The sequence below is a fragment of the Actinoallomurus rhizosphaericola genome, assembly GCF_024055675.1.
GTDB classification, from domain to species: Bacteria; Actinomycetota; Actinomycetes; order Streptosporangiales; family Streptosporangiaceae; genus Actinoallomurus; species Actinoallomurus soli.
The window spans coordinates 267,330-290,584 of record NZ_JAMXMW010000004.1 but is presented as its reverse complement, the minus strand read 5'-3'; the positions used below and the strand labels follow the sequence as shown (position 1 = coordinate 290,584).

Genomic DNA, 23,255 nt, shown 5'->3' with positions numbered 1-23,255 from the left:
CGCAGCTTCATTCGACCGCTCCCGCCGGACGGGTCAGCGACGAGTAGGCGGCCAGGCCGGCGCCCCTGCCGCTGTTGACGACGTCCCGCTCGACCGCTCCGTCCACCAACTCGATCGTGCGACGCGCGGTGCTCGCGGCCAGCTGCACGTCGTGGGTCACCAGCAGGATGGTCTGACCCTCGCTGTTCAGGTCCAGTAGCAGTTGGCGCACGTCGGCGGCCGAGCTCGAGTCGAGCGCGCCGGTGGGCTCGTCGGCCAGCAGCAGCGCCGGCTTGTTCATCAGGGCCCTGGCCACCGCCACCCGCTGCCGCTGCCCGCCGGACAGCCGCTGCGGGTAGGCGTTGGCATGCCGGTCGATGCCCAGCGAGCCGAGCAGCTCGATGGCCCGGCGCTTCGCTTCGCCCTTGCCCATCCCGGCCAACTGCGCCGGGACCATGACGTTGTCCAAGACGGTCAGGTCGTCGAGAAGGTTGAAGAACTGGAAGATCATGCCGATGGACGCCCGGCGGTACTTCGCCGAGCCGGCCTCACCGAGCTGGTCGACGCGCGTGCCGTTGACCGTCACGGTGCCGCTGGAGGGCTTGTCCAGACCGGCGATCAGGTTGAGCAGGGTGGACTTGCCGCTGCCGGAATGGCCGAGGATCGCCACGCATTCACCGGACGCCACGGACAAGGTCACACCGGCTAGCGCGGGTGGGCCGTCGTCGTATTTCTTTGTCGTATCGACAAGATCGATCAAGGGTGCATTCGTCATGGCCCTGAACCTAGGAACGGAACGCTGTCCGTCGCGTCGGCCGGGGGATGTCACCGTCCCCAGGCCATCGGCCCGGCGGTGTACACCGCGTACATCCCCGGGGTGACGCGCGGAGTCGACGCCGCTGAATACGATCCCCGTGTGGAAGGGCTTCTCCAGCGTCTCTCGACATCGAGACCCGTGATCTGGCTGATGTCATCACAGGCCGTGGTGCCGGCCACCACCTGCCTCTACGCGCTGGCGCTCTACAAGTCGATGGTTGCGCACTACGACGACCAGTACCAGTTCTCCAACCTCGGGGTCTTCCAGACGATGGGGCTGTGCGTCGTGCTCGCCCTTCCGGTTCTGCTGGTACGCCGTCTGCCGACGGTGGTCTTCGCGACGATCCTGGGCGAATCGGTCCTCGGCGACATCCTCGGCGCACGGCCCTCGATCGTGTTCTTCCTGATCATCGCCTTGGGCGGGTACCTCGCCGTCCGGCGCCCGAAGGCCGCCGCCGTCGGCTCCGTCGCGGCCGTCGCCGCCGCGTTCGTCAACGACATGCACGTCCCCGGGCAGTCCGTCGGTGACGCGGTCCAGTGGGCCGGGCAGTACCCGTTGTGGGTCACGGTCGCGTGGGTCTTCGGAAGGGTGAACCGCAAACGCCGTGAATACCTCGAAGCCCTGCGCGAGCAGACCGCGGCCCGCGCCATCGTGACCGAGCGGCTGCGGATCGCCCGCGAACTGCACGACAGCGTCGCGCACAGCATCGGGATCATCACTGTGCTGTCGGGAGCGGCGGCGCGGGTCGTGGACACCAAGCCCGAGCAGACGCGGCAGGCGCTGACCGGCATCGAGACCACCAGCCGCCAGACGCTGCTCGAGCTGCAGCGCATGCTCGGGGCGCTACGCCGCGCCGAGCCGGACGACGCCATGCCGCCGGCCGCTCCGCTGGCGCCGGCCGGCAGCCTGGCCGACGTCCCGCAGCTCGCCGAACGCACGGCCGACGCCGGGGTGCGGGTCCACGTGACCTGGCGGGGCGAGCAGCGTCCGCTGCCGCCGGAGATCGAACTGTCGGCGTTCCGGATCATCCAGGAGTCGGTGACGAACGTGGTGCGGCATTCCGGGGCGCGGACGTGCCGGGTCGCGGTCGGTTACGAGCCGACCGGAGTGACGATCGAGGTGGTGGACGACGGGGACGACGGTCTCGGCGGGCCGGGCCGTCCGAGGCACTCGGTGGCCGGCGGGAGCGGCTTCGGCCTGCTCGGCATGCACGAGCGAGTGACGTTGCTGTCCGGCCAGTTCAGCGCCGGCCGGCGTCCGGAGGGCGGATTCCGGGTGACGGCGAGCCTCCCGGCATGAGCGTACGGGTGCTGCTGGCCGATGACCAACCTTTGATGCTGGTCGGGCTCGCGATCCTGATCGGCGACACCGACGACCTGGAGGTGGTCGGCGAGGCCCACGACGGCCGCGAGGCGGTGCGCCTGGTGCGCGAGCTGCGGCCGGACGTCGTGGTGATGGACATCCGGATGCCGGGCATGGACGGGATCGAGGCGACCCGGCAGGCGACCGCCGAGCCGGACCCGCCCAAGGTGCTGGTGCTGACGACCTTCGACGACGACGAGTACGTCTACGGCGCACTGCGCGCCGGGGCCAGCGGATTCCTGCTCAAGAGCATGGCCCTTGACGCGATCCTGGACGCGATCCGCGTCGTGGCCGCCGGCGACGCGTTGATCGCACCGAGCGTGACCCGACGGCTGATCGCGGACTTCGCCGGAACGCCCGTCCCCGCGGCCCCCGACCACGCCGAGCCCGCCGCGGACTCAAGTCCCATCGCGGGGATCACCGACCGGGAGCGCGAGGTGCTGGCACTGGTCGGACAGGGACTGTCGAACACTGAGATAGCCGAGCGGCTGGTGATCAGCGCGGCGACGGCGAAGACCCATGTCGCGCGTCTGTTCGCCAAGCTCGAGGCTCGGGACCGTGTCCACCTGGCGATCATCGCCTTCGAGACCGGACTCGCCCCACGTAGACAGTAGGGCAGGATCAGAAGAACGGTCGGGACCACGAGTCCGCCGCGTTCCGGATGCGCCGGCACACCCCCTGGTCGCAGCGGGATTCGAGTCGAGGTCGTTCAGGTACGACACGCTCGGCCACCAGCAACTCGTCCCGCTCGGCCCGCACCTCGGCCAACCGCTTCACCAAATGCTCCGCAGAAGACGTTCAGCTCGGCATGACGACGGCGATCCGTTCCCCGCATCCGACATAGATGGTGAGTCTTCGATGGGGCGCCGGCCTGTCGGCCGGCGCCCCATCCGGAGAATCCGTCAGTGCCGGGCCTTCAGCTTGACGGTGACCTTCTTCGGGGCCTTGACGCGCTTCGCGGCGCTCTTCTTGGCCTTCGGCTGCGGGCGCAGGCCCGCGACGAGCCTCGACAGGGTCGACGGCGACGCCGTGGACCGTACGGCCGGGGTGTCCGCCGGGTTGATGCCGACGCCCAGGCTCATGACGCCGGTCAGGTTCATGGAGTTATTGGCCGAGCCGGCCGGCAGGCCCATCATCTGGTTGATCACGCCGTCGAGGATCGAGCCGGGACCGCAGCCCTTGGCGGCCGGCACCGCGATCTTGTTGTTGATCTGGACCGGGTACGGCGTCCAGCCGAGCGCCGGGTCACCGGCCCCACCCGGGACAAGGATCGTCGGGGTCAGGCTCGCGGTGATCGGGCCGATGACGCAGGACGTGCCGAGCAGCTGGTTGTTGAGGTGGACGTTCAGCTTCGCGGTCGCCTCGATGCCGCCCGGGCCGAGCTGGACGGTGATCGGCGCCGCCAGCGACTGCGTGATCGTGAGCTTGTTGACCGGCAGCAGCGCCGCCGGGGTCTTGCCCAGGATCGGGCCGACCAGCGGGAGCTGACCGATCAGGCCGCCGGGCACGTCGACGGGCTGCGACACGAGCTGGTCCCCCATCACCGGCGGGTTGAGGACGCTGCCCGGCCCGAGGGAGGAGATGTAGCCGGTGACGCGGATCGCGTTCGGCGGCAGGGTCAGGGCGAAGCTGCCGATCTTCACGCTGCCGCCGGAGGTGATCTGCGTCTGGCAGGCGTGGTTCTGCGGGCACTGCGCCTGGAACTTGGCGGCGACCTGGGGCATGCTGCCGTGCGCGAGCGCCGGGACGGCGGGGTGTGGCGCTCCGGTCGGCGGCGCGGCCGGGTCGAGACTGCCGACGGCGCCCCTGCCCGCCTCGGTGAACCAGAGCCTCTTGCCCGGACCGGACGCGATCCGCATCGGCGCGGACAGCGTGGCGGGCAGCGGGTACTCGGTCACGGTGCCGGAGCCGGGGTCGACGCTGCCGATGTTGCTGGCGGCGGCCTCGGTGAACCAGATCTGCTTGTCCGGGCCCACGGTGATGCCGATGGGCGCGGAGTCGGCGGTGTTCACCGGATACTCGTCGATGCCGCCGCTCGCCGGGTCGAGCCGGCCGATCATCCCGACGCCGGGTTCGGTGAACCACAGGGCGCCGTCCGGACCGGTGACGATCCCGCCGAGGGCCGGTGAGCCGCTGCCCGCGGACGGCGGGTTGTAGGAGGTGACCGCGCCGGTCGCCGGGTCGAGCCGGCCGATGGACCCGTCGGTGCCCGTGTACCAGACCGCGCCGTCCGGGCCGGCCGCGAGGCCGTACACGCTCGCGCCGGCGGTGGCGTACACGGTGACGGTGCCCGAGGAGGTGATCCGGCCGATCGCGGGCGACGCGCCTCCACCGAACCACATCGCGCCGCCGGGACCGGCGATGATGTCGGTCAGTCGCCCGCCCGCGAAGTTGACGTCGCCGGTCGTGGGGACCTCGAAGAGGGTGGTCTTCCCCGTCGCCGGGTCGACGTAGCCGACGCGCGGGACGTCGACGGAGGAGTCGGTGAACCACAGGCGGCCGCCCGGTCCGGCGGCCATCCCGTCGGCCGCGCCGTGGGTCTTGGCCGAGTTGGCGGGCAGGGCGTACTCCTTGACCTTGCCGGCCGAGTCCACCCTCCCCAGCCCGCCGGCGTTCTCGGCGAACCAGACGCTGCCGCTCGGGCCCGCGACCAGGCCCGCGGGGGCGACGTCGGGCACGGGCAGCCCGACCTCGGTCACGCCGGCGGCGGCACCGGCGGGCGAGGCCGGGCTGAGAGCGACCGCGCCGAGCAGGGCCGCCGACGCGACCATCCCCGCGCGCACACCACGATGGCGCATGCCATCGCCTCCTATGATCTTCATAGTGGGTCACTAGAAACCCACGGGTGTTTCACGTCAAGCCGATCGGTGCCGCCCGTCCGGTTCCGGTCACCGGCGCGGTACGGGGAGGCGCAGGGGCCGCCCGGAGGCGGCCCCTGCTCGTGCTTCGTCCCTCGGTCGCGTACGTCAGGTGATCGTGACCGTCGGGCTCGTGGTGTAGACGCCGGTCGCGGTGCCGGTCGGGCTGATCGTGCCGCAGGCCGCGTTGCCGGAGAACGGCACGCTCGCGCTGGTGAACGTGGCCTTGCCCGTCGAGTTGCTGTAGCTCGCCGTGATCGGCGCCGCGGCGGTCGGGGCGCCCGTCACCACGCAGCCGGGCAGCGTGGTCGTCGACACCGTCACGCCCGCCTTCGGGATCGTGATCTTGACCGACGTCGGGCTGGCGATGGCCAGCAGCGTCCAGCTGCCGTTCGTGTGATTCGCCGTGATCGTGGCCGTACCGCCGAAGTTGTCCGTGCAGCCGCTGAAGGTCGGGTCCGGGCTGATGTTGACCGGGCCGTAACCCGACGACGGGGTCGTGAACTTGATCGTCGAGCTGGTGCAGGTCACCGAGAAGGACAGGCCGGACAGGGTGCCGGCGAACTTCACGCTGGTGCTGGTGGCGGTGATCGCGGTGTTGGCCGGGCTGACGCCCGCCGCGTAGGCGATGCCGCCCATCATGGCGACCAGGGCGCCGGCCCCGGTGACGGTCGCGGCGAGCTTCGCCGTTCTGGAGATCATGTGCGTACCTCTCCTGAGGAGGCCGGGACCGACCTCGCCGGTCCCGGGTTCTGCGGGTGGTGGCGGGTTGTCGGGACAGTGGAACGGTGCGGTGCGAGGGGGTGACGCCCTCCTCTCTCCGGTCAGGAATGCGCCCCCGCGCCGACGCTGAGAATCGCGGGAAGGTCGAGGCTGTTGCCCGAGGCCGACGGCAGGCCCATGGTCGAGTTGATGACCCCGTCGAGAATTCCGCCGATGCCGCAGCCGTGTGCCTTGGGCACGGACAGGGTGTTGTCCTTGATCTCGACGTTCAGGGGCTGCCAGCCGAGCTGAGGGTCGTGCACCGAACCGCCGGACCGGTCCGCCGGGGCCAGGCTCGCGGTGATCGGCCCGATGACGCAGCCGCCGCCGAGCAACTGGTTGTTGAGCTGGATGTTCAGGGTGGCGGTGGCCTGCAGGCCACTGGGGCCGAACCCGACGGTCACCGGCCCGGCCAGCGACTGCGTGATCGTGAGCTTGTTGAACGGCAGCATCGCCGCCGGGGTCATGCCGAGGATCGGGCCGATGAGCGGCAGGGTGCCGATGATGCCCCCCGGCACCTCGACCGGGACGGACTCCAGTTCGGATCCGGTCAGCGGCGGCTGGAGGGTGGCCGTGCCGGTGCCCAGCGAGGTGACGTAGCCGGTGACGCGCAGCGCGCCGGGCGGCATCGTCTGGCTGAAGCCGCCGATCTTCACACTGCCGCCCGTCGTGATCTGGGTCTGGCAGATGATCGCCGTGGTGGGACAGCGACCCTGGAAGGACCCGGCGATCCGGGGACTCGAGCCGTCGGCGATCGGCGGGGCGGCGGCGTGCGGCGAGCCGGAGGGCGGCGCGGCGGGGTTCAGCCGGCCGATGGCGCCCGTGCCCGCCTCGGTGAACGACAGCACGGCCCCGGGCCCCTTGACGATCCGCATCGGGGCGGACAGGGCGTTCGGCAGCGGGTACTCGGAGATCTTCTTGGTCGCGGGGACGATCCTGCCGACGTTGCCGGCCGCGGCCTCGGTGAACCACACGTTGCCGTCCGGGCCGGCGGTGATGCCCTCCGGAGCGGAGTTCGCGGTCGGCACGGCGTACTCGGTGATGGCGCCGGTCGAGGGGACGATGCGGCCGATCTTGCCGACGCCGGGCTCGGTGAACCAGACCGCGCCGTCCGGGCCGGCCGCGATGCCGCCGGCCGCCGGGTTGCCCGAACCCGACGAATCGGGCGAGTAGGTCGTGACGTTCCCCGTGGCCGGGTCCAGCCGCCCGATCGACCCGCCATTCGTGTCGGTGAACCACAGCGCCTTGTCGGGGCCGGTCGTGATCGCGTACGGCGACAGGCCGACGGTGGCGTACGCGGTGACCGCGCCCGAGGAGGTGATCCGGCCGACCGCGCCGGCCGGGCCGCCGGCGAACCACATGGCGCCGTCCGGGCCGGCGGTGACGTCGGTGAGCTGACCGCCCGCGAAGCTCACGTCCCCGGTGGTCGGCACCTCGTACGCGGTCACCGCGCCGGTCGTGGGGTCGACCTTCCCCACGCGCGGCACGGCCGTGGACGCGTCGGTGAACCAGACCGTCCCGTCCGTCGCGGTCGCGGCGCCCTCCGGGACGGCCACCTCGTGCTGGGAGTTCGCCGGGACGGCGTACTCCTTAACGACGCCGAGGGCGTCGACCCGGCCGAGACCCTGCGCGTGCTCGGTGAACCACACGCTGCCGCCCGGTCCGGTCGTCAGGCCCAGCGGCGTACTGTCGGGGATGCTCGCCGAGAACTCGGTGACCGCGCCCGAGGCGGCCTGCGCGGGAACGCACGGGAGGGCCACTGCGAGGGCGGCCAGCAGGAGCGTTCCCGCTCTGGATCCACGATGGCGCATGCCACCGCCTCCTTGGGATTCATCCCCCGAGGACGATGTTCGGCTCGAAACTTGTCGGTAACAAACGAGCTTCCTGCAAATAGAAACCGTACGGTGTCTCATGTCAACCGCGGCCGGGGCAACGGCCGGATCCGGCCGTCGCCGAACCCGATCGGGCGCCCGGCGGCATTTACGCGCCCTTCGGCGAGCGGTAGACAGCCGGATGACGGTGCCACCGACGGGAGGTCACCCATGCGCGACGGAACCTCGGGCCTCGGGCACCCACGCGAGCCGCACCCGGACGACGCGGCGGGGCGGCGGGCCCGGTCGGCGGACGCGGAGGCCGCCGCGGCACGGCGGGCCGGCTTAACGGACGCCGGGGACACCGCGGCCGGACGCGCGCCGTCGGCGGAGCCGGCCGAGCCCGCAGAGTCCGCGCAGACGGCCGAGTCCACGCAGACCGCAACGTCGGTCTGGGCGGCAACACCGGCGGAGACCGCAACGTCGGCACAGACGGGAGAGTCGGCGCAGACGGCGCAGACGGCGCAGACGACGGAGAGCGACGACGCGGCCGCGCGGCGGGCCCGGTTGATGGACGCGCTCGTCACCGTGGTGGCCGAGCGCGGGTATCCGCGGACGACGGTCGAGGAGGTGGCGGCCAGGGCCGGGCTGCCCGCCGACGCCTTCCACGCCTGCTTCGGCGGCATCGAGGAGTGCTTCCTGGCCGCGTACGAGCGCGGGACCCGCCTCCTGCTGGCCCGGACGGAGGCCGCCTACCGGGCGGAGTCGTCGTGGCCCGCGGCGGTCCGCGCCGGGCTGCGGGCGGCCCTCGAACTCGCCGCCGCCGAACCCGCCTTCGCGCGGATGTGCGTGATCGACGCGAGCATGGCGGGCGCCCGGGCGCACCGGGCGCGGGTGGCGTTCCTGGCGAGGTTCCGCTCGTTCCTCGGCGGACCGGGCATCCCGCGGATCCCGGACGAGATCAGGAACGCCATCATCGGCGGGGTCTACACGATGGTCTACAACCACGTGGAGTGCGACCGGACCGCGGAGCTCCCCGAGCTGGCGGACCCGCTCACCGACTTCCTGCTGGCCTTCTACCGGGAGGGCGGGTCGCCCGCGTCCAACTCAGCCGCCGCCTCCTCGCGGCCGAGGGGCAGCAGCGCGAAGTAGACCAGGGACGGCAGCATCGCCGGCAGGCGGTCGCCCTCCCCCGCCTCCACCGCCCCGTAGACCGCTCCGTAGATCCCGCCGATGATCGCGTCGATGACGACCGTGGGCAGGGACGGAAGGTCGTACGCCGGGTCGGTGAAGAACTTCCGGAACCGCGCGAGGTGCTCGATCCGCGCCTTGCGCAGCCGGGGGCCGGCCGCGTTGACCTCCACGAGGGCGGCGCGGGCGAACAGGGGCTCGGCGGCGAGGATCTCCAGCATGACCCGCAGCCCGGCCCGGATGCCCTCCGGCCAGGAGTGCGCGCCGTGGTACGCGTGCGCCATGCGGTCGAGGAGGATGCCGGTGCCCCGCTGGTACGCCGCGAGGAAGCAGTCGTCCATCTCGGTGAAGTGGACGTAGAACGTCTTCTTGGTCACCCCGGCGGCCTCGGTGATCTTGCTGATCGTCGTGCGCGTGTAGCCGTGTTCGGCGACCACCTGGACGAAGCCGTCGATGAGCCGGTCCCGCTGGATGTCGGCGACGGTCTCCGGCGGCAGCCCGTGCCGCCCCGGTTTGATGGCCCGGCCGGGCTCCCGGGCGGAGCGGGATCCGGGGATGGCCGGCTCCGCGCCGGGCACCGCCGGGAGGGCCGGAGCCGTGCCGGTCGCCGGAGCCTGACCCGTCGCCGGAGCCGTGCCGGTCGCCGCCGAAGGGGCCGGAGCTGGACCGGTCGCCGCCGGCCGTTCGGACTGCCTCGCCATGGAATCCGCGCGTTCCTCCGTAGAACCGGGGAAGCCGGTCGTCACCTACCGTCCGGCTCACATTACTCGGGGGTCTCGACGGCGAAAGGCTACCTTCCGGGCCGAAGGAACGCACGAGGCATCGGTCCGCCCTGCTCGCGCGACGCGGTTTCGCGCCATTGTCACGTGAGCCGCATCCCATCGCGCGGCCGGAACGCCCCTGGCACGGTCGGGACGTCACCCACAGCCTGTCCGGCGCCGCATTCACCCGCTCGGGAAGGAGCTCGCCCGCCGGAGCGCCGAAACAATCCGATGACACGCTGGTAAAGCGCCCGTTGCACCGCCGCAATTCGGCTTCTATCGTGTGGGACACCGCGCGGTTTCCTCTTCCCCGTTCCGTCGAATGAACGTCGAAGCGCTTCGACTCTTATTCGACAGAGAGGTCATCGAATGAAAGCGGCACGATTCTCGGTGCCCGCGTTGGTCCTCACGCTGGTGTGCGCATTGTGGTCCGGCACGGCCCGGGCCGCGACCTGGTCGTCCTCCGACCAGTGGGCCACCTGGTCCAACGGCGGGTACACGCTGTACAACGACGTCTGGGGCAGCGGCGCCGGCCCGCAGACCATCTGGGCCAACTCCTACAGCAACTGGGGCGTCTGGGCGAACCACCCGAACACCGGCGGCGTGAAGTCCTACCCCAACGTCACGAGGTACGTCGGCAGGTCGCTGAGCTCGTTGAACTCGCTGAACAGCAGCTTCAACGTCACGGTCCCGGGCTCCGGGGCGTACGAGTCGGCGTACGACATCTGGTCGAGCGACAACGCGTACGAGATCATGTTGTGGATGAACAAGACGGGGGCCGTGGGACCGCTCGGCTCCTACCAGACGAGCGTGTCCGTCGGCGGGCACAACTGGAGCGTCTACAAGGGCAGTAACGGCTCCAACCAGGTGTTCTCGTTCGTACGGTCGGGCAATACCTCCTCCGGCAGCGTCGACATCCGCGCCGTGCTCAATTGGATCAAGAGCGCCGGATGGTTCGGCGACGTCACCGTCGGGAACGTGCAGTTCGGGTTCGAGATAACGTCCTCCAGCGGCGGCCTGAATTTCGCGACCAACAGTTACTCGGTCTCATTCGGCTGACGAAAGACGGACGGGTGAGGGCCGGTTCCGCGCTCGGCCCTCACCCGGCGACCGCCTGAGTGGTTTGGACCGATCTGTCCGGAGCACAGCAGCCTCATGCGGACGGAACCCCACCCCGACCACCCCGATTCCACCGTGCGACACCGCTGGCAGGCGCTGGCGGTGTGCCTCGTCGCGGCTTTCATGACCCTCCTCGACGTCAGCATCGTCAACGTCGCGCTGCCCTCCATCCGCGAGGGGCTGCACGCGTCACCGGACGGGCTGCAGTGGATCCTCAGCGGCTACGCCCTGACATTCGGCCTCGTCCTGGTCCCCGCCGGGCGGCTCGGCGACGCGCGCAGCCGCCGGGCGGTCTTCATGGCCGGCCTGGTCCTCTTCACGCTGACCAGCGCCGCCGCCGGCCTCGCGCAGAACATCGCCTGGCTCGTCGGCGCCCGGCTCGTCCAGGGCATCGCGGGCGGCATGCTGAATCCGCAGATCGCGGGGCTGATCCAGGTGATGTTCCGCGGGCCGGAGCGGGGACGGGCGTTCGGGAGCCTCGGCGCCACGATCGGCATCGCCACCGCCGCGGGCCCGATCCTCGGCGGTGCGATCATCGCGCTCGCCGGGCCGATGGAGGGCTGGCGGTGGGTCTTCTACGTCAACGTCCCGGTCGGCCTGATCGCGCTGCCGCTGGCCTGGCGGCTGCTGCCGGCGCCGAGCCGGACGCGGCGTGCGCAGAGCCTGGACCCGGTCGGCGTCGTGCTCCTGGGAGCCGGAGTGGTCGCCCTGCTCCTCCCGTTCGTCCAGGAGCAGCAGTGGCACGGCGAGCTCAAATGGCTGCTGGTGCCCGCCGCCGTCGTCCTGCTGGCGTCCTTCCTGTGGTGGGAGCGGCGGCACGACGAGCCGATGATCGACCTCGGTCTGTTCCGGCTCCGCTCGTACGCGCTGGGCTCGACGATCGCGCTGCTGTACTTCGCGGGCTTCACCGCCATCTTCTTCATCTTCACGCTGTACCTGCAGAACGGCCTGCACTACAGCGCGCTGAAGGCCGGCCTGGCGATCACGCCGTTCGCGGTGGGGTCGGGGGCCGCGGCCGCCGTCGGCGGCCGGGTCGTCTCGCGGTTCGGCCGGCCGCTCGTGGCGGCCGGCCTCGTACTCGTCGGGCTCGGGCTCGGGGGCGTGCTCCTCGCCGTGCACTTCGAGTCCGGCCGGCAGGTCGCCCTGGCCACCGCCCTCCCCTACCTCGTGGCGGGGATCGGCAGCGGCCTGGTGATCGCCCCGAACCAGACGATCACCCTGTCCGAGGTGCCGCCGGAGGGCGGCGGCAGCGCCGCGGGCGTCCTGCAGACCGGGCAGCGGATCGGCACCGCCGTCGGCATCGCGGCGGTCGGCTCCGTCTTCTTCGCCGCGGTGCGCGGTACGCACGGCGGCTGGGCCACGGCCTTCCAGCACGCGCTGTACGTCGTCCTGGCGTTCGTGGTCGCCGCGCTGCTCGCCGCCTTCGCCGACCTGCTGACGGGCCGCCGTACGGTCCACCATCCCGGCCGGCACGCGCGTCACCACGCGGACCGCCACCCGGTCGCGGGCGGTTAGCGGGGATGGTCCCGGGTAGGGCAGCGCGCATGGCGGAGATCTACCTCCGCGTGAACGGAAGAAAGCACGCCGTGAGCAGGGAAACCATGGAGTCGCCATGACCGAACGTGATCTGCCGGACCGGGGCCAGCCGGCGAACCCGGAGGAGGTCGTCCACCCCGATCCCCTGCCGGACGAGACGCCGGGCATCGAGGAGCCCGAGGCCGACTTCATCGAGCAGCGCCTCGACACCGGCCGCGAGGAGGGCGCCTCGGAGCGCCCACCCGTCGAGGAGCTCCCCGCCGACGCCAACGAGGCCGACGTGATCGAACAGCACATCACCGCCGGGGACGAACTGGACGAGGACTACTCCTGACCCGCACGTTTCGGATTCCCGACTCGGGTAGGGGTCGCGCGAGCAGGCGAAACGCGCACGCCGGGGTACGCCGGGTGAGGAGGTCGACATGCCTGAAGAACGGAACGAGCGCGAGGAGTCGGACCAGTTCGAGGAGTTCCTGGCCCGGTTCTTCGGGACGGGCGCGCCCCGGCGGCCCACCAACCGCGTCAACATCGCGCGCTTCATGACCGAGGGCGCCCGCGAACTCGTCCGCGACGCCGCCGTCAAGGCGGCCGAGTGGGGCGGTCCCGACCTGGACACCGACCACCTGCTGTGGGCGGCGACCCGCCAGGACGTGACCCGGCACCTGCTGGACCGCGCCGGCACCGATCCGGAGACGCTCGCCCGGCAGGCCGAGCGGCACGTACGGCGCGGCCCGGCCCGCGAGGACATCTCCGCGCGGCTGACCCCCTCCGCCAAGCGCGCGCTGCTGGACGCGCACCAGATCTCCCGCGCCCTGGACGCCTCCTACATCGGCCCGGAGCACATCCTGTTCGCGCTCGCGGCCAATCCCGAGTCGGCGGCCGGCCGTCTGCTCCTGGCCGCGCGGATCACACCGGAGGCCCTGCGGTCGGCGATCGGCAGCGTGCCCGGCGGCTCCACCGCCCACCCGCCGTCCGACACGCCCACTCTCGACCAGTACGGACGCGACCTGAGCGCGATGGCCGGCGAGGGCAAGGTCGATCCCGTCGTCGGCCGCGACGAGGAGATCGAGCAGACCATCGAGGTGCTGTCCCGGCGCACGAAGAACAACCCGGTCCTGATCGGTGACCCGGGTGTGGGCAAGACCGCGATCGTCGAGGGCATCGCCGAGCGGATCGTCGAGGGCGAGGTGCCGGAGATCCTGCGCGGCAAGCGCCTGATGCAGCTGGACCTGGCCGGGCTGGTCGCCGGAACCCGCTTCCGCGGCGACTTCGAGGAGCGGCTGAAGAAGGTCGTCGAGGAGATCAGCACGCACGCCGACGAGCTGCTCGTGTTCATCGACGAGATCCACACCATGGTGACGGCCGGAGGCGCCGAGGGCGGCATGAGCGCCGGGAACATGCTCAAACCCGCCCTGGCGCGCGGCGAACTGCACGTCATCGGCGCGACGACCGTGGACGAGTACCGCAAGAACATCGAGAAGGACGCCGCGCTCGAACGCCGCTTCCAGCCGATCCTCGTGCCGGAGCCGAGCCCCGAGGACTCCGTCGAGATCCTCTGCGGGCTGCGGGACCGCTACGAGGCGCACCACCAGGTGCGCTTCACCGACGAGGCGCTGGTCGCGGCGGTCGACCTGTCGAGCCGGTACCTCACCGACCGGTTCCTGCCGGACAAGGCGATCGACCTGATCGACCAGGCCGGCGCCCGCGTCCGGCTGCGCACCACGACGCCCGGCCGCAACGTACGGCGCCTGGAGGAGGAGCTGGACCACCGCCGGCGGGAGAAGGACCAGGCCGTCGCGGACGAGAAGTACGAGAAGGCCGCCGCCCTCCGCGACCAGATCGTCGAGCTGGAGGAGCGCGTCGCCGCCACGTCCGGCGAGGACGACGAGACCGCGACGGTGCCGGAGGTCACCGCCGAGGACATCGCCGAGGTCGTCTCGCGGATCACCGGGATCCCCGTCGCCCAGCTGACCGTCGAGGAGCGCGAACGCCTGCTCCGGCTCGAGGAGCACCTGCACGAGCGGGTCGTCGGGCAGGACGAGGCGGTGGCCGCGGTCGCCGAGGCGGTCCGCCGCTCCCGCGCGGGGCTCGGCGACCCGGACCGGCCCATCGGCAGCTTCCTGTTCCTCGGGCCGACCGGCGTCGGCAAGACCGAACTGGCCCGCGCGCTGGCCGAGGCCCTGTTCGGCAGCCAGGACCGGATGGTGCGGTTCGACATGAGCGAGTTCCAGGAGCGGCACACGGTCAGCCGGCTCACCGGCGCGCCGCCCGGCTACGTCGGTTACGAGGAGGCCGGTCAGCTCACCGAGGCCGTACGCCGCCGCCCGTACTCCGTCGTGCTCCTGGACGAGATCGAGAAGGCGCACCCGGACCTCTTCAACGTCCTGCTGCAGCTGCTCGACGACGGGCGCCTCACCGACGCCCAGGGCCGTACGGTCGACTTCCGCAACACGGTCGTCATCATGACCAGCAACCTCGGCTCCGACGTCATCGGCACCGGCGGGCTCGCGACCGGCTTCTCCGACGCGGGCGGTGGGGAGGACGCGTCGCTGCGCGAACGCGTCATGCGGCGGCTGCGCGAGGCGTTCCGCCCGGAGTTCCTGAACCGCGTCGACGAGATCATCGTCTTCCGCCGGCTCGACGCCGAGCAGCTGCGCCAGATCACGGACCTGCTGCTGGACGAGACCCGGCGCCGCCTGCGCGCGCAGAACCTGTCGATCGAGTTCACCAAGGAGGCGGTGGACTGGCTCGCGCGCCGGGGCCACCAGCCGGAGTTCGGCGCCCGGCCCCTGCGGCGGACGATCCAGCGCGAGGTCGACAACCGCCTGTCGAGCATGCTGCTGGGCGGCCGACTGGGCCCGGGCGACGACGTCCGGGTGACCGTCCACGACGACCGGCTCGAGTTCGCGGTGACGAACCCGAACGGCGACCACGCCACCATCGCAGCCCCGGCCCACCGGCAGGCCTGAGCCGCCGCCACGAGAAGCGGGCGGGCGGCCGTACCGCCGAGCCGGCGCCGGGCGGCCAGGCGATCGGCCCGGCCGGTCAGCCCGCCGTCGTGGCGGTCGCGTCGCAGGCCGCGGCCCGGTCCAGGAGGAGCGTGCGCTCCCGGTCGTTCCGGGTCAGCGACGCGGCGCGCTCGAACTCGGCGCGGGCCTCCGCGTTCCTTCCCAGCCGCGCCAGGAGGTCACCGCGCACGCTCGGCAGCAGGTGGTAGTCCTTCAGGGCCGGCTCGCCGGCGAGCCCGTCGACGATCCGCAGTCCCTGCTCCGGGCCGTACGCCATGGCGACCGCGACCGCGCGGTTCAGCTCGACGACGGGGGACGGCGTGACCGTCCCGAGCGCCTCGTAGAGGGTGGCGATCCGCGCCCAGTCCGTGTCCTCCGCGGTCGGCGCCTGGGCGTGGCAGGCGGCGATCGCGGCCTGCAGCATGTACGGGCCGATTCCGCCGCCGACCTCCTCGGCCCGCAGCAGCGCCGCGAACCCGCGGCGGATCAACAGGTGATCCCAGCGGGCGCGGTCCTGGTCGAGGAGCTGGATCGGCTCCCCGGACGGGCCCACGCGCGCGCGGAGGCGGGACGCCTGGATCTCCATCAGCGCGACCAGGCCGTGGACCTCCGGCTCCCCAGGCGTCAGCTCGGCGAGGACCCGGCCGAGCCGCAGGGCCTCCTGGCACAGCGCGGGCCGCGTCCAGTCGTCCCCGGCCGTCGCGGAGTACCCCTCGTTGAACACCAGGTAGAGGACTTCCAGGACGGAGGACAGGCGGGCGGCCCGTTCCGCCTCCGGAGGCACCTCGAACGGGACCTTCTTCTTGGCGAGGGTCCGTTTCGCCCGGACGATCCGCTGGGCGACGGTCGCCTCGGGAACGAGGAACGCGCGCGCGATCTCATCGGTCGTCAGCCCGCCCAGCAGCCGGAGGGTGAGCGCGACCCGCGCCTCCGTGGACAGCACCGGGTGGCATGAGATGAACATGAGGCGCAGCAGGTCGTCGCCCAGGTCCTCCCCCAGCGCGGCCTCCAGCTCCGCGTCGGTGGGGTCCTGGCGCGTCTCCAGGTCGCGGCCGATCTCCTGCTGCTTCTGCTCGAACCGCTTCTCCCGGCGGATCCGGTCGATCGCCCGGTGCTTGGCGGTGGCCATGAGCCAGGCGCCCGGGTTGTCCGGGACGCCGTCCTGCGGCCACTGTTCGAGGGCGGCGACGAGCGCGTCCTGCGCGAGCTCCTCGGCGACGCCGACGTCCCGCATCATCCGGGTGAGGCCGGCGATGATCCGCGCCGACTCCAGCCTCCAGATCGCGTCGATCGTCCGGTGCACATCGGGTGTCGTCACGGCCCGATCAGAGCACCGGTGTCACGCCGCGCGCAACCCGTCCGCGCCGCGGCTCGCCTCGGCTCGGCTCGGCGCTGCACGATTCGCGGACGCGGCCACCCTGCCGGTGCCGCAGGACCTGCGGGCGACCCCGTGCGGCGATGGGCGACCCAGGCGACACGCGCGGCCGGCCCGGATCGCCCCTCCGTAACTTCCCCCTGCCTTCGCTCTGGCCGGGGGTGAAGACCTCGCGGCGCGGGCGCCTCTCAGCGTGAGCCGAAGCGCTCAATCACGCCCGCTCTTCGGCTTCAGCGAGCGCATCGCGGTATTCCCGACTCCACTCGGCGTCCTGCTGATCCGCTGGGAGGGAGGCCAGGCCGGTCGCAAGATGCTCCGCTGCGTCCGGGAACTCACCGAGGGCCAGCAGCGCCAGACCAATGTTGACGTGCTGGAAGTCGGGCGTCAGCCAGTACGCCGTTCCCGGCGGCGAATGTCGGTTGGCCTGGTCCTCCAGTGCGGTCGCCTCGACGAGAAGACACCGAGCGGCCGCCTTCTCACCGAGTAGGGCATACCCCTGAGCCGCTTGGACAGCATCGCCCAGCCGTTGGGCCGGGTGCGCGCCGGGCGTGTGGTAAGCGGCAAGGAAGTGGCGGACGATCCCCCAGGGCCGGCCCTGCTGGCGGGCAAGGTAGCCCTTGAAGTTCGCGGCCTGCGCGGCAAGTGTGCCGTCTTCGATGTCGTCGGCCATCTCTTCGGCTTCGGTCAGCGTGTGGGCCGCTGCTGTGTCGTTGCGTAGCTCGGCGTGCAGCCATCCGCTGAACTGGACCCATTCGGCGGCGACAGGAGCAAGCGAGTCGCGAACCTCGCCGCGGGTTTCGCGCAGCAACTGCGTGACGGTACGGGTCTGGGTGAGCGTAGCCGGCAGGATCACGGAAGGGCCGAGCGTGTCATCGAGGCGGCGCTGCATGGCCAGGATGGTCGCGAGGGAATCGACGACGGTTAGATCGACCCGTACCGGACACTGGACGGCGAGCGCAAGACGTTCCTCATCGTCGGGGGTAAACGCACCATCCAGATCAACGCCGGGACTTCGCCAGATGGATGCTTCGGAGGTATCCGCCGTATGGTCACCAAAAAGGGCCTCTTCGGTCATCTCGAATACCGCAGCGTAAAGCATCCGGTAACGAGCTCGGGGCGGATGCTCGCCGGCTTCATGGCCGCGGATCGTCCGGCAAAGGTCTTTTAGTTTCGGCATCGAGCGGCGGTCGCGTTCGCTCGCGGCGTCGCGGAATGCCTCGGCAAGTGCGGCGATGGTCATAGTGCGCTTCAGGCGTTCGGAGCGCAGGCGCGCGCCGATGATTTTCGGGTCGGCTGACATGTTGGGTGCACCTCGGCCGAAATAGGGATTCTGGATGCGAGACGATTTTCTATCCCTCTCTGTCCCCCAGTATCACGCTGACAGCACCAAATCCGCAGGACTTCACTGGGAGTAACGCATTCGACACAGCACTGGGAGGTCCGGTGCACGCACGCACCACCCCTCCGCCGGCTGACATCGTCAGGACGGCGGCTGTACAACTCGCCCCCCTCGTCCGCCCGGGACTGAACGTCACAATCAGCTCGGACGGAATCGTCGAAATCAGAAACCCCCGCGACTCGCGGATGCAACAGTCCCTCGTCCTCCGCGAACACCAAAACGCTCTGTGGTGGCACTGGGTCTGGCCGGGGCCGACCCGCGACGACCCCCCGGAGTACGAGCCGATGGTCGGCGCAGACGACGTCGACGAGGCGGCCCGCCGCATCACGAACGTCCTCCACGTGGCCGAAGCAACCGAGGCCGGGCAATGATCCGGCGAGTCCTCGCGGCGCTCGCCTGGCTGTTCGACCGGCCCGCGCCACACCGTCCCGCGGTCGACGACACAGTGTTCGACATCCCGGCCTGCCCCGGCGACCCGAGCCCGCAGCAGCTCGTCGAGCTGCAGGGCCTGTGCTTGCAGTGGTTGGTGATGTGGTGCTGGTACCGGCGCGAGTACATGGCCATCGCCCGGTTCGACACCGCGACGCCGATCCTGTTCGACGCGCACCCACAGCGGCTGGTGTACGCATGCCGCACGGCCGAACTGGCGGTGGTGGTGTGAGCTACGACCAGAAGCTGACCGAGTTCCGGCAGATCCTCGCCGTGGTGGTCCCTGTCGGTTGCATCTGCCGCGCGCAGGAACTCGCCGAAGCGCGGGGAGAGCGTTCCCCGTGCGGCCCCGGCCGCCGAATCCGTTTGAGGCGACGGGCTCGGCGGTCACCAGAACGCCGCGGTCCCGAGCTTCATCGCGGGACGCCGGGGCCGCGGCCCAGGGCTCTCCGGTCGACCGGCCGGAGGAAACCGGGTACAGCAACGCTGTACCCCCGAGGCTCTAGGAGGAGCCGATGACCTTAACACTCGACGACAGGGCGGCCACCGCCATCCCGCCCCGGGAGCTCGTCTCCTCGGAACTGTTCGACCGGCTCGTCTCGCGCATCGTCACCGACGAGCAGATCGACCAGCCGACCGCCGAGCGCATCATGGCCCAGGCGCTCGGGTTCCTGAAGGCCTGCGCCCTCAACCCGGGCGCCGGCCTGTCGCCCTCCCCGAGGGTCGACATCGGCTGGCACACCTTCGTCCTCCACACGAAGGACTACGCCGAGTTCTGCCAGCGGGTCGCGGGACGGTTCATCCACCACGTCCCGACCGACGACCACAAGTGCGACAGCGCCTGCACGGGTGAAGTCCCGCCCGCCGAGGCCGGTCCGATCGCCAAGACGCTCGCCACGATGCGCGCCGCCGGCATCCCGATCGACGAGGAGCTGTGGCAGGTGCACTCGGCCGCCTGCTCACAGTGCCACGCCGGCTGCACCGACAGCCCGTGACATCCACTCCTCAGGCGACCCCAGGTCATATGCTCGGCGACCTGGGGTCGCCCCCTATCCAACGAGGAACGTTATGAGACACGAGTGGGACGCCCTGCCGGACGACGTCCGCAGCGCCGTCGAGCAGCAGTGCGGCGGGCAGGTCATCAAGGCCGAAATGCCCGAGCTGGGATGCAGCTCGGAGTTCTCCGCCACCCTCCACCTGGACGGCGGCAGGATCTTCTGCAAGGGCATCCGCGCAGACCATCCCGCCGCGTGGATGCACGGCAACGAGGCGGCCGTGAACCCCCTGCTGCCCGTCGGCCTGGCCCCGCGGCTGCTGTGGCAGCTGGCGGTCGACGGGTGGCTGATGCTCGGCTTCGAGCACGCGGCCGGACGGCACCCGGACCTGACCCCCTCCTCACCCGACCTGGCCGCCATCGCAGAGGCCATCACGGCGCTACGGCAGCTCACCCCATCCGCCGCGCCGAACCGCAGCCTCGCCGCGCGCTGGGCCCGCCTGCCGGTGTGGCGGCAGTACGCCCAGGACCCTCCGGCCGACCTGGATCCGTGGGAGGCCGAGCACCTGCCACGGCTCGTCGAACTGGAGGCGACGGCGCCCGAGCTTGTCGACGGAGACGCGCTGCTGCACACCGACCTGCAACCGGGGAACCTCCTCATCGAGGACGGCGCGGTCATGGTCATCGACTGGGCATGGGCATCACGGGGCGCGGCTTGGGTCGACCCGGCCTTCATGGTGATCCGCCTCATGGCGGCCGGCCACTCGCCCCAGAGCGCCGAGGTGTGGGCGTCGCAGATTCCGGCGTGGCGGGAGGCTCCGGCGGCCGCGGTGACGGCGTTCGCGGCCACGGTGCTGGGCCTATGGGGGCACAAGACGCGGTCGGCGGCGGCCCGCCCGCACTCGGCGAAGCTGACGGCCGTCGCCCGGAACTGGGCCCGCCACCGCCTTGAGGCGGCCTGACCACGAACACGCGAGACGCCCCGTCCCACCCCTCCAAGCGAGGTGGCCGGGGCCGGTCTCGATAGGGCGAAGGCCCCGGTGACGCGAGGTCAACGGGGCCACGTCGACGGGTTCGTCGAAGGACTACTGGCCGGGGCCGAAGACCTCGCGGATCTCGCCCTCGCCGTCGCCGACGATCTGCCAGAACCGCTTCGACAGCTCGATGGCCTCCTCCTTCGAGCGCACCTCGATCAGCGCGAAGCCGACGACCGCCTCCTTCGCCTCGGTGAAGGGCCCGTCGGTCACCGTGATCTTCCCGCCCTCGGACTTGATGTAGGTGCCCGCGGGGTTCAGGCCACCGGTCGCCAGCAGTACGCCCGCCCGGGTCATCTCGTCGATGAACTTGCCCATCTCGACCATGAGCTTCTCGTCCGGCGGGCCGCCCGCGGACTGACTGTCCTTGGTCATCATGAGGAACCGCATCGTCGTGTCTCCTTCGTCTCGAGGCGAGGGTCTTTCCCGGGCGGGCCGGATGAGCCGGTCGGCCCTTCTTGCCTCCGCCCACGCGTCGAACGGGGACCGGCCCGATCGACACGTCGGGCCGAGATTCTTCTACGGACCGCCCCGCGTCGTCTCGGGCGACCGCCGGGCGGCGCGCTGAGCAGGGGCGAAAGAAATCTCAGAAAAAATCCGGACGAGGTGTCGATCCGGCGGGTCGCCGTTCGACGTGTGAGCAGAGGCCGGGAAACGCCGCGGTCCGACTGAGAGGAAGACGCCATGGTCGCCACCCAGACCACCACCGCCCGCACGGCCACCGCCCGTACGGCCACCGCCCGTACGACCGGCGCTTCGCGCCCGGCCGACAGGCGCGCCGTGAACGTCGCCCTGTGGACGATCCAGATCCTGCTGGCGGCCTTCCTGCTGATCGCCTCGGCCGCGCCGAAGTTCGCGGGCCAGCGGGACGCGGTGGAGACGTTCGCCAAGATCGGCTGGGGTCAGTGGTTCCGGTACGTCACCGGTGCGGTCGAGGCCGCCGGCGGGATCGGCCTGCTGATCCCCCGGCTCGCCGCCTGGGCGGGGCTCGGTCTGATCGGCCTGATGATCGGCGCGATCATCACGCAGGTCTTCGTGCTGGTGCCCGCCTTCGCGGTGCTCCCGGCGGTGTTCGGCGTGCTGTTCGCGGTGATCGCCCGGGTGCGCATGCCGCAGGCCGTCTCCCCGGCCGTCCTGTTCAGGCGCTGAGATCACCGGCCCCGCGATTCCCGACGGCCGCCGGCCCCTCTGGGCGCCGGCGGCCGTCGGCTCGTCAGCGGGCCGGTCGGCCGTGCCCCTGCCGGGCGGCTTCGAACGACCGGCGGGCGCCGGACCGCATGACCCGCCGTTCGTCCTCGTCGATTCCGCCCCAGACGCCGTGTCCCTGCCCGGTCTCCAGCGCGTAACGCAGGCAGTCCTGGCGCACCGGGCACCGTCCGCAGACGGCCCGCGCCTCGGAGACCTGGACCGGAGTCAGCCTCCCGCTCCCGATCGGGAAGAAGAGCTCCGGATCCACCTTCTGGCATTCAGCGCGGTTCATCCACGAGACGTCGAAGAGCATGAGGAAAATCCCAACGGTGTGCTTGGGGCGTATCGGTACTTGGGGATGTAGCGGCGGTCGCGGCCGCCGCCTGACTGAGACCGCCCTACTGCCCGCCCGATTCGGGGTCATGCGTGTGATCACGAAGAGTAAGGCATCTGTAGCTGGAAGGTAAGTATCGGTTGCCGCCGCTCCGGCATGGGGAGGTACGGCCGAGGACGACTCGGCCGGAGGAGGACGAGTGGCGGACCGCGATGACCAGGGACGACGACCCGAACGGTGGCCGGTGCGGCGGCGTCCGCGGACGCGCTGGGCCGAGCAGGAACCGACCGTCGGCCAGGCCGACGCGGCGGTGATCGGCGCGGCGTTGAAGCGGGCGCGGGCGCGGCCGTCAGGGAACTGGTTCGCCGTCGCCCCGAGCGGTGACGTACGGGCGGACCGGCCGCTGGGACTCCGGGTCCTCGGCAGGGAGCTGGTCGCCTGGCGCGACCGGGCCGGAGCGGTGGTGGCCGGGCCCGGTGCCTGTCCGCACCTGGGCGCGCCGCTGGCGCGCGGCCGGATCGTCTGCGGCGACCTGGTCTGCCGGTGGCACGGACTGCGGCTGACCTCGGACGGCGGGACGGGCTGGCGGCCGCTGCCCTGCCATGACGACGGCGTCCTGACCTGGATCCGGCTCGACCAGGCCGGTGAGGAGCCATCGCCCCGGCCGGTGCTGCCCGGCCGGCCGCGGCCGGCGCGCAGCCTGCACGCGGTGATCCGGGCGGTGGGCGTGTGCGAGCCGGAGGACGTGGTCGCCAACCGGCTCGACCCGTGGCACGGCGCCTGGTTCCACCCGTACTCCTTCACTCGCCTGCGCGTGACGCGCGTCCCGCTCGACGGCGCCGGGGACACCGACGACCGGTTCCTGGTCGAGGTCACCTACCGCCTCGGCCCCCGGCTGGGCGTGCCGGTGCTGGCCGAGTTCACCTGCCCCGAGCCCCGGACGGTCGTGATGCGCATCGTCGAGGGCGAGGGCGCCGGCAGCGTGGTCGAGACGCACGCCACCCCGCTCGGGCCCGGCCGGGACGGCCGCCCGCGCACCGCGGTGATCGAGGCGACGATCGCCACCTCGGAGCGTCCCGGGTTCGCGGTCGCGCGGGCGGCGGCCCCGGTCGTACGGCCGCTGATGCGGCGTGCGGCGACCCGCCTGTGGCGCGACGACCTCGCCTACGCCGAACGCCGCTACGCCCTGCGCGCCGGAACCCTCTGACCGCGCACGGAACCTCGACGGACCGGGTCCGGTGCTCCCGTCGCCCGACCGGCCGGGTCCGGTGCCCGACCGGCGACCATGACGACGACGT

General features: G+C 71.6%; 22 protein-coding genes. 13 read left to right on the top strand and 9 right to left on the bottom strand.

Annotation, left to right across the window (positions count from 1 at the left end):
- Nucleotides 1-7: 7 nt before the first annotated feature.
- A complete protein-coding gene (locus NE234_RS12575; protein WP_256528677.1) occupies nucleotides 8-754 on the bottom strand; it encodes an ABC transporter ATP-binding protein in 747 nt (248 codons plus the stop codon).
- Nucleotides 755-946: 192 nt separating this feature from the next.
- On the opposite strand from NE234_RS12575, the gene NE234_RS12570 reads away from it, so the two are divergent.
- Nucleotides 947-2,095 (top strand): sensor histidine kinase, encoded by a 1,149-nt coding sequence (locus NE234_RS12570; RefSeq protein WP_252779129.1) that lies wholly within the window; start codon nucleotides 947-949, stop codon nucleotides 2,093-2,095.
- A complete protein-coding gene (locus tag NE234_RS12565; RefSeq protein WP_252779128.1) occupies nucleotides 2,092-2,772 on the top strand; it encodes a response regulator in 681 nt (226 codons plus the stop codon). The genes NE234_RS12570 and NE234_RS12565 overlap by 4 nt, the downstream gene beginning before the upstream one ends.
- A gap of 288 nt (nucleotides 2,773-3,060) precedes the next feature.
- Here the strand turns inward: NE234_RS12565 and NE234_RS12560 are convergent, their stop codons facing one another.
- The 3 genes from NE234_RS12560 to NE234_RS12550 form a co-directional block, all read right to left on the bottom strand.
- Nucleotides 3,061-4,956, bottom strand: a complete 1,896-nt coding sequence (locus NE234_RS12560; protein ID WP_252779127.1) for a Vgb family protein — start codon at nucleotides 4,954-4,956, stop codon at nucleotides 3,061-3,063.
- Nucleotides 4,957-5,124: 168 nt separating this feature from the next.
- A complete protein-coding gene (locus NE234_RS12555) occupies nucleotides 5,125-5,718 on the bottom strand; it encodes a hypothetical protein (RefSeq protein WP_252779126.1) in 594 nt (197 codons plus the stop codon).
- Nucleotides 5,719-5,840: 122 nt separating this feature from the next.
- Nucleotides 5,841-7,589, bottom strand: a complete 1,749-nt coding sequence (locus NE234_RS12550; protein ID WP_252779125.1) for a Vgb family protein — start codon at nucleotides 7,587-7,589, stop codon at nucleotides 5,841-5,843.
- Between the two features lie 231 nt (nucleotides 7,590-7,820).
- On the opposite strand from NE234_RS12550, the gene NE234_RS12545 reads away from it, so the two are divergent.
- Nucleotides 7,821-8,741 carry a TetR/AcrR family transcriptional regulator gene (locus NE234_RS12545; protein WP_252779124.1) on the top strand — a complete coding sequence of 307 codons (921 nt, stop codon included), beginning with the start codon at nucleotides 7,821-7,823 and terminating at the stop codon, nucleotides 8,739-8,741.
- Here the strand turns inward: NE234_RS12545 and NE234_RS12540 are convergent.
- A complete protein-coding gene (locus tag NE234_RS12540) occupies nucleotides 8,666-9,481 on the bottom strand; it encodes a TetR/AcrR family transcriptional regulator (protein WP_252779123.1) in 816 nt (271 codons plus the stop codon). The two genes, NE234_RS12545 and NE234_RS12540, sit on opposite strands and share 76 nt — an antisense overlap.
- 429 nt (nucleotides 9,482-9,910) lie before the next feature.
- Between NE234_RS12540 and NE234_RS12535 the strand changes: the two genes are divergently transcribed.
- The 4 genes from NE234_RS12535 (at nucleotide 9,911) to NE234_RS12520 (ending at nucleotide 15,165) form a co-directional block, all read left to right on the top strand.
- Nucleotides 9,911-10,600, top strand: coding sequence for a glycoside hydrolase family 12 protein (locus NE234_RS12535; RefSeq protein WP_252779122.1), 690 nt, complete (start codon nucleotides 9,911-9,913; stop codon nucleotides 10,598-10,600).
- Nucleotides 10,601-10,696: 96 nt separating this feature from the next.
- A complete protein-coding gene (locus NE234_RS12530; protein ID WP_252779121.1) occupies nucleotides 10,697-12,175 on the top strand; it encodes an MFS transporter in 1,479 nt (492 codons plus the stop codon).
- Nucleotides 12,176-12,272: 97 nt separating this feature from the next.
- Complete coding sequence (locus NE234_RS12525) at nucleotides 12,273-12,530, top strand: hypothetical protein (protein WP_252779120.1); 258 nt, start codon at nucleotides 12,273-12,275, stop codon at nucleotides 12,528-12,530.
- 88 nt (nucleotides 12,531-12,618) lie between these two features.
- The gene (locus tag NE234_RS12520; protein WP_252779119.1) at nucleotides 12,619-15,165 is read left to right on the top strand and encodes an ATP-dependent Clp protease ATP-binding subunit; all 2,547 of its coding nucleotides are present in this window, start codon (nucleotides 12,619-12,621) and stop codon (nucleotides 15,163-15,165) included.
- 76 nt (nucleotides 15,166-15,241) lie between these two features.
- Here the strand turns inward: NE234_RS12520 and NE234_RS12515 are convergent, their stop codons facing one another.
- Both NE234_RS12515 and NE234_RS12510 read right to left on the bottom strand, forming a co-directional pair.
- Nucleotides 15,242-16,522, bottom strand: a complete 1,281-nt coding sequence (locus NE234_RS12515; protein WP_406566985.1) for an RNA polymerase sigma factor — start codon at nucleotides 16,520-16,522, stop codon at nucleotides 15,242-15,244.
- 268 nt (nucleotides 16,523-16,790) lie between these two features.
- Nucleotides 16,791-17,879 carry a transcriptional regulator gene (locus NE234_RS12510; RefSeq protein ID WP_252779118.1) on the bottom strand — a complete coding sequence of 363 codons (1,089 nt, stop codon included), beginning with the start codon at nucleotides 17,877-17,879 and terminating at the stop codon, nucleotides 16,791-16,793.
- A 143-nt stretch (nucleotides 17,880-18,022) separates the two neighbouring features.
- Here NE234_RS12510 and NE234_RS12505 point away from each other — a divergent pair, with 143 nt between their 5' ends.
- The 4 genes from NE234_RS12505 (at nucleotide 18,023) to NE234_RS12490 (ending at nucleotide 20,363) form a co-directional block, all read left to right on the top strand.
- Nucleotides 18,023-18,349: a hypothetical protein gene (locus tag NE234_RS12505; protein ID WP_252779117.1), complete on the top strand. Its 327-nt coding sequence runs from the start codon at nucleotides 18,023-18,025 to the stop codon at nucleotides 18,347-18,349.
- A complete protein-coding gene (locus NE234_RS12500; protein WP_252779116.1) occupies nucleotides 18,346-18,639 on the top strand; it encodes a hypothetical protein in 294 nt (97 codons plus the stop codon). Before NE234_RS12505 ends, NE234_RS12500 begins: the two co-directional genes overlap by 4 nt.
- Nucleotides 18,640-18,922: 283 nt before the next feature.
- A complete protein-coding gene (locus tag NE234_RS12495; protein WP_252779115.1) occupies nucleotides 18,923-19,402 on the top strand; it encodes a glycine-rich domain-containing protein in 480 nt (159 codons plus the stop codon).
- Between the two features lie 73 nt (nucleotides 19,403-19,475).
- A complete protein-coding gene (locus tag NE234_RS12490; protein WP_252779114.1) occupies nucleotides 19,476-20,363 on the top strand; it encodes an aminoglycoside phosphotransferase family protein in 888 nt (295 codons plus the stop codon).
- 123 nt (nucleotides 20,364-20,486) lie between these two features.
- On the opposite strand, the gene NE234_RS12485 is transcribed toward NE234_RS12490, so the two are convergent.
- Nucleotides 20,487-20,825: a YciI family protein gene (locus tag NE234_RS12485; RefSeq protein WP_252779113.1), complete on the bottom strand. Its 339-nt coding sequence runs from the start codon at nucleotides 20,823-20,825 to the stop codon at nucleotides 20,487-20,489.
- 294 nt (nucleotides 20,826-21,119) lie between these two features.
- On the opposite strand from NE234_RS12485, the gene NE234_RS12480 reads away from it, so the two are divergent.
- Nucleotides 21,120-21,584 carry a DoxX family protein gene (locus tag NE234_RS12480; RefSeq protein ID WP_252779112.1) on the top strand — a complete coding sequence of 155 codons (465 nt, stop codon included), beginning with the start codon at nucleotides 21,120-21,122 and terminating at the stop codon, nucleotides 21,582-21,584.
- Nucleotides 21,585-21,648: 64 nt separating this feature from the next.
- Here the strand turns inward: NE234_RS12480 and NE234_RS12475 are convergent, their stop codons facing one another.
- Nucleotides 21,649-21,936: a WhiB family transcriptional regulator gene (locus tag NE234_RS12475; RefSeq protein WP_252779111.1), complete on the bottom strand. Its 288-nt coding sequence runs from the start codon at nucleotides 21,934-21,936 to the stop codon at nucleotides 21,649-21,651.
- 220 nt (nucleotides 21,937-22,156) lie between these two features.
- Between NE234_RS12475 and NE234_RS12470 the strand changes: the two genes are divergently transcribed.
- Nucleotides 22,157-23,164 (top strand): DUF5914 domain-containing protein, encoded by a 1,008-nt coding sequence (locus NE234_RS12470; protein WP_252779110.1) that lies wholly within the window; start codon nucleotides 22,157-22,159, stop codon nucleotides 23,162-23,164.
- Nucleotides 23,165-23,255: the final 91 nt, after the last annotated feature.

Bases quoted from the DNA above. Each gene is read 5' to 3' on its own strand.
- NE234_RS12575 (WP_256528677.1), bottom strand. From the start codon at position 754: ATGACGAATGCACCCTTGATCGATCTTGTCGATACGACAAAGAAATAC.
- NE234_RS12570 (WP_252779129.1), top strand. From the start codon at position 947: ATGTCATCACAGGCCGTGGTGCCGGCCACCACCTGCCTCTACGCGCTG.
- NE234_RS12565 (WP_252779128.1), top strand. From the start codon at position 2,092: ATGAGCGTACGGGTGCTGCTGGCCGATGACCAACCTTTGATGCTGGTC.
- NE234_RS12560 (WP_252779127.1), bottom strand. From the start codon at position 4,956: ATGCGCCATCGTGGTGTGCGCGCGGGGATGGTCGCGTCGGCGGCCCTG.
- NE234_RS12555 (WP_252779126.1), bottom strand. From the start codon at position 5,718: ATGATCTCCAGAACGGCGAAGCTCGCCGCGACCGTCACCGGGGCCGGC.
- NE234_RS12550 (WP_252779125.1), bottom strand. From the start codon at position 7,589: ATGCGCCATCGTGGATCCAGAGCGGGAACGCTCCTGCTGGCCGCCCTC.
- NE234_RS12545 (WP_252779124.1), top strand. From the start codon at position 7,821: ATGCGCGACGGAACCTCGGGCCTCGGGCACCCACGCGAGCCGCACCCG.
- NE234_RS12540 (WP_252779123.1), bottom strand. From the start codon at position 9,481: ATGGCGAGGCAGTCCGAACGGCCGGCGGCGACCGGTCCAGCTCCGGCC.
- NE234_RS12535 (WP_252779122.1), top strand. From the start codon at position 9,911: ATGAAAGCGGCACGATTCTCGGTGCCCGCGTTGGTCCTCACGCTGGTG.
- NE234_RS12530 (WP_252779121.1), top strand. From the start codon at position 10,697: ATGCGGACGGAACCCCACCCCGACCACCCCGATTCCACCGTGCGACAC.
- NE234_RS12525 (WP_252779120.1), top strand. From the start codon at position 12,273: ATGACCGAACGTGATCTGCCGGACCGGGGCCAGCCGGCGAACCCGGAG.
- NE234_RS12520 (WP_252779119.1), top strand. From the start codon at position 12,619: ATGCCTGAAGAACGGAACGAGCGCGAGGAGTCGGACCAGTTCGAGGAG.
- NE234_RS12510 (WP_252779118.1), bottom strand. From the start codon at position 17,879: ATGTCAGCCGACCCGAAAATCATCGGCGCGCGCCTGCGCTCCGAACGC.
- NE234_RS12500 (WP_252779116.1), top strand. From the start codon at position 18,346: ATGATCCGGCGAGTCCTCGCGGCGCTCGCCTGGCTGTTCGACCGGCCC.
- NE234_RS12495 (WP_252779115.1), top strand. From the start codon at position 18,923: ATGACCTTAACACTCGACGACAGGGCGGCCACCGCCATCCCGCCCCGG.
- NE234_RS12490 (WP_252779114.1), top strand. From the start codon at position 19,476: ATGAGACACGAGTGGGACGCCCTGCCGGACGACGTCCGCAGCGCCGTC.
- NE234_RS12485 (WP_252779113.1), bottom strand. From the start codon at position 20,825: ATGCGGTTCCTCATGATGACCAAGGACAGTCAGTCCGCGGGCGGCCCG.
- NE234_RS12480 (WP_252779112.1), top strand. From the start codon at position 21,120: ATGGTCGCCACCCAGACCACCACCGCCCGCACGGCCACCGCCCGTACG.
- NE234_RS12475 (WP_252779111.1), bottom strand. From the start codon at position 21,936: ATGCTCTTCGACGTCTCGTGGATGAACCGCGCTGAATGCCAGAAGGTG.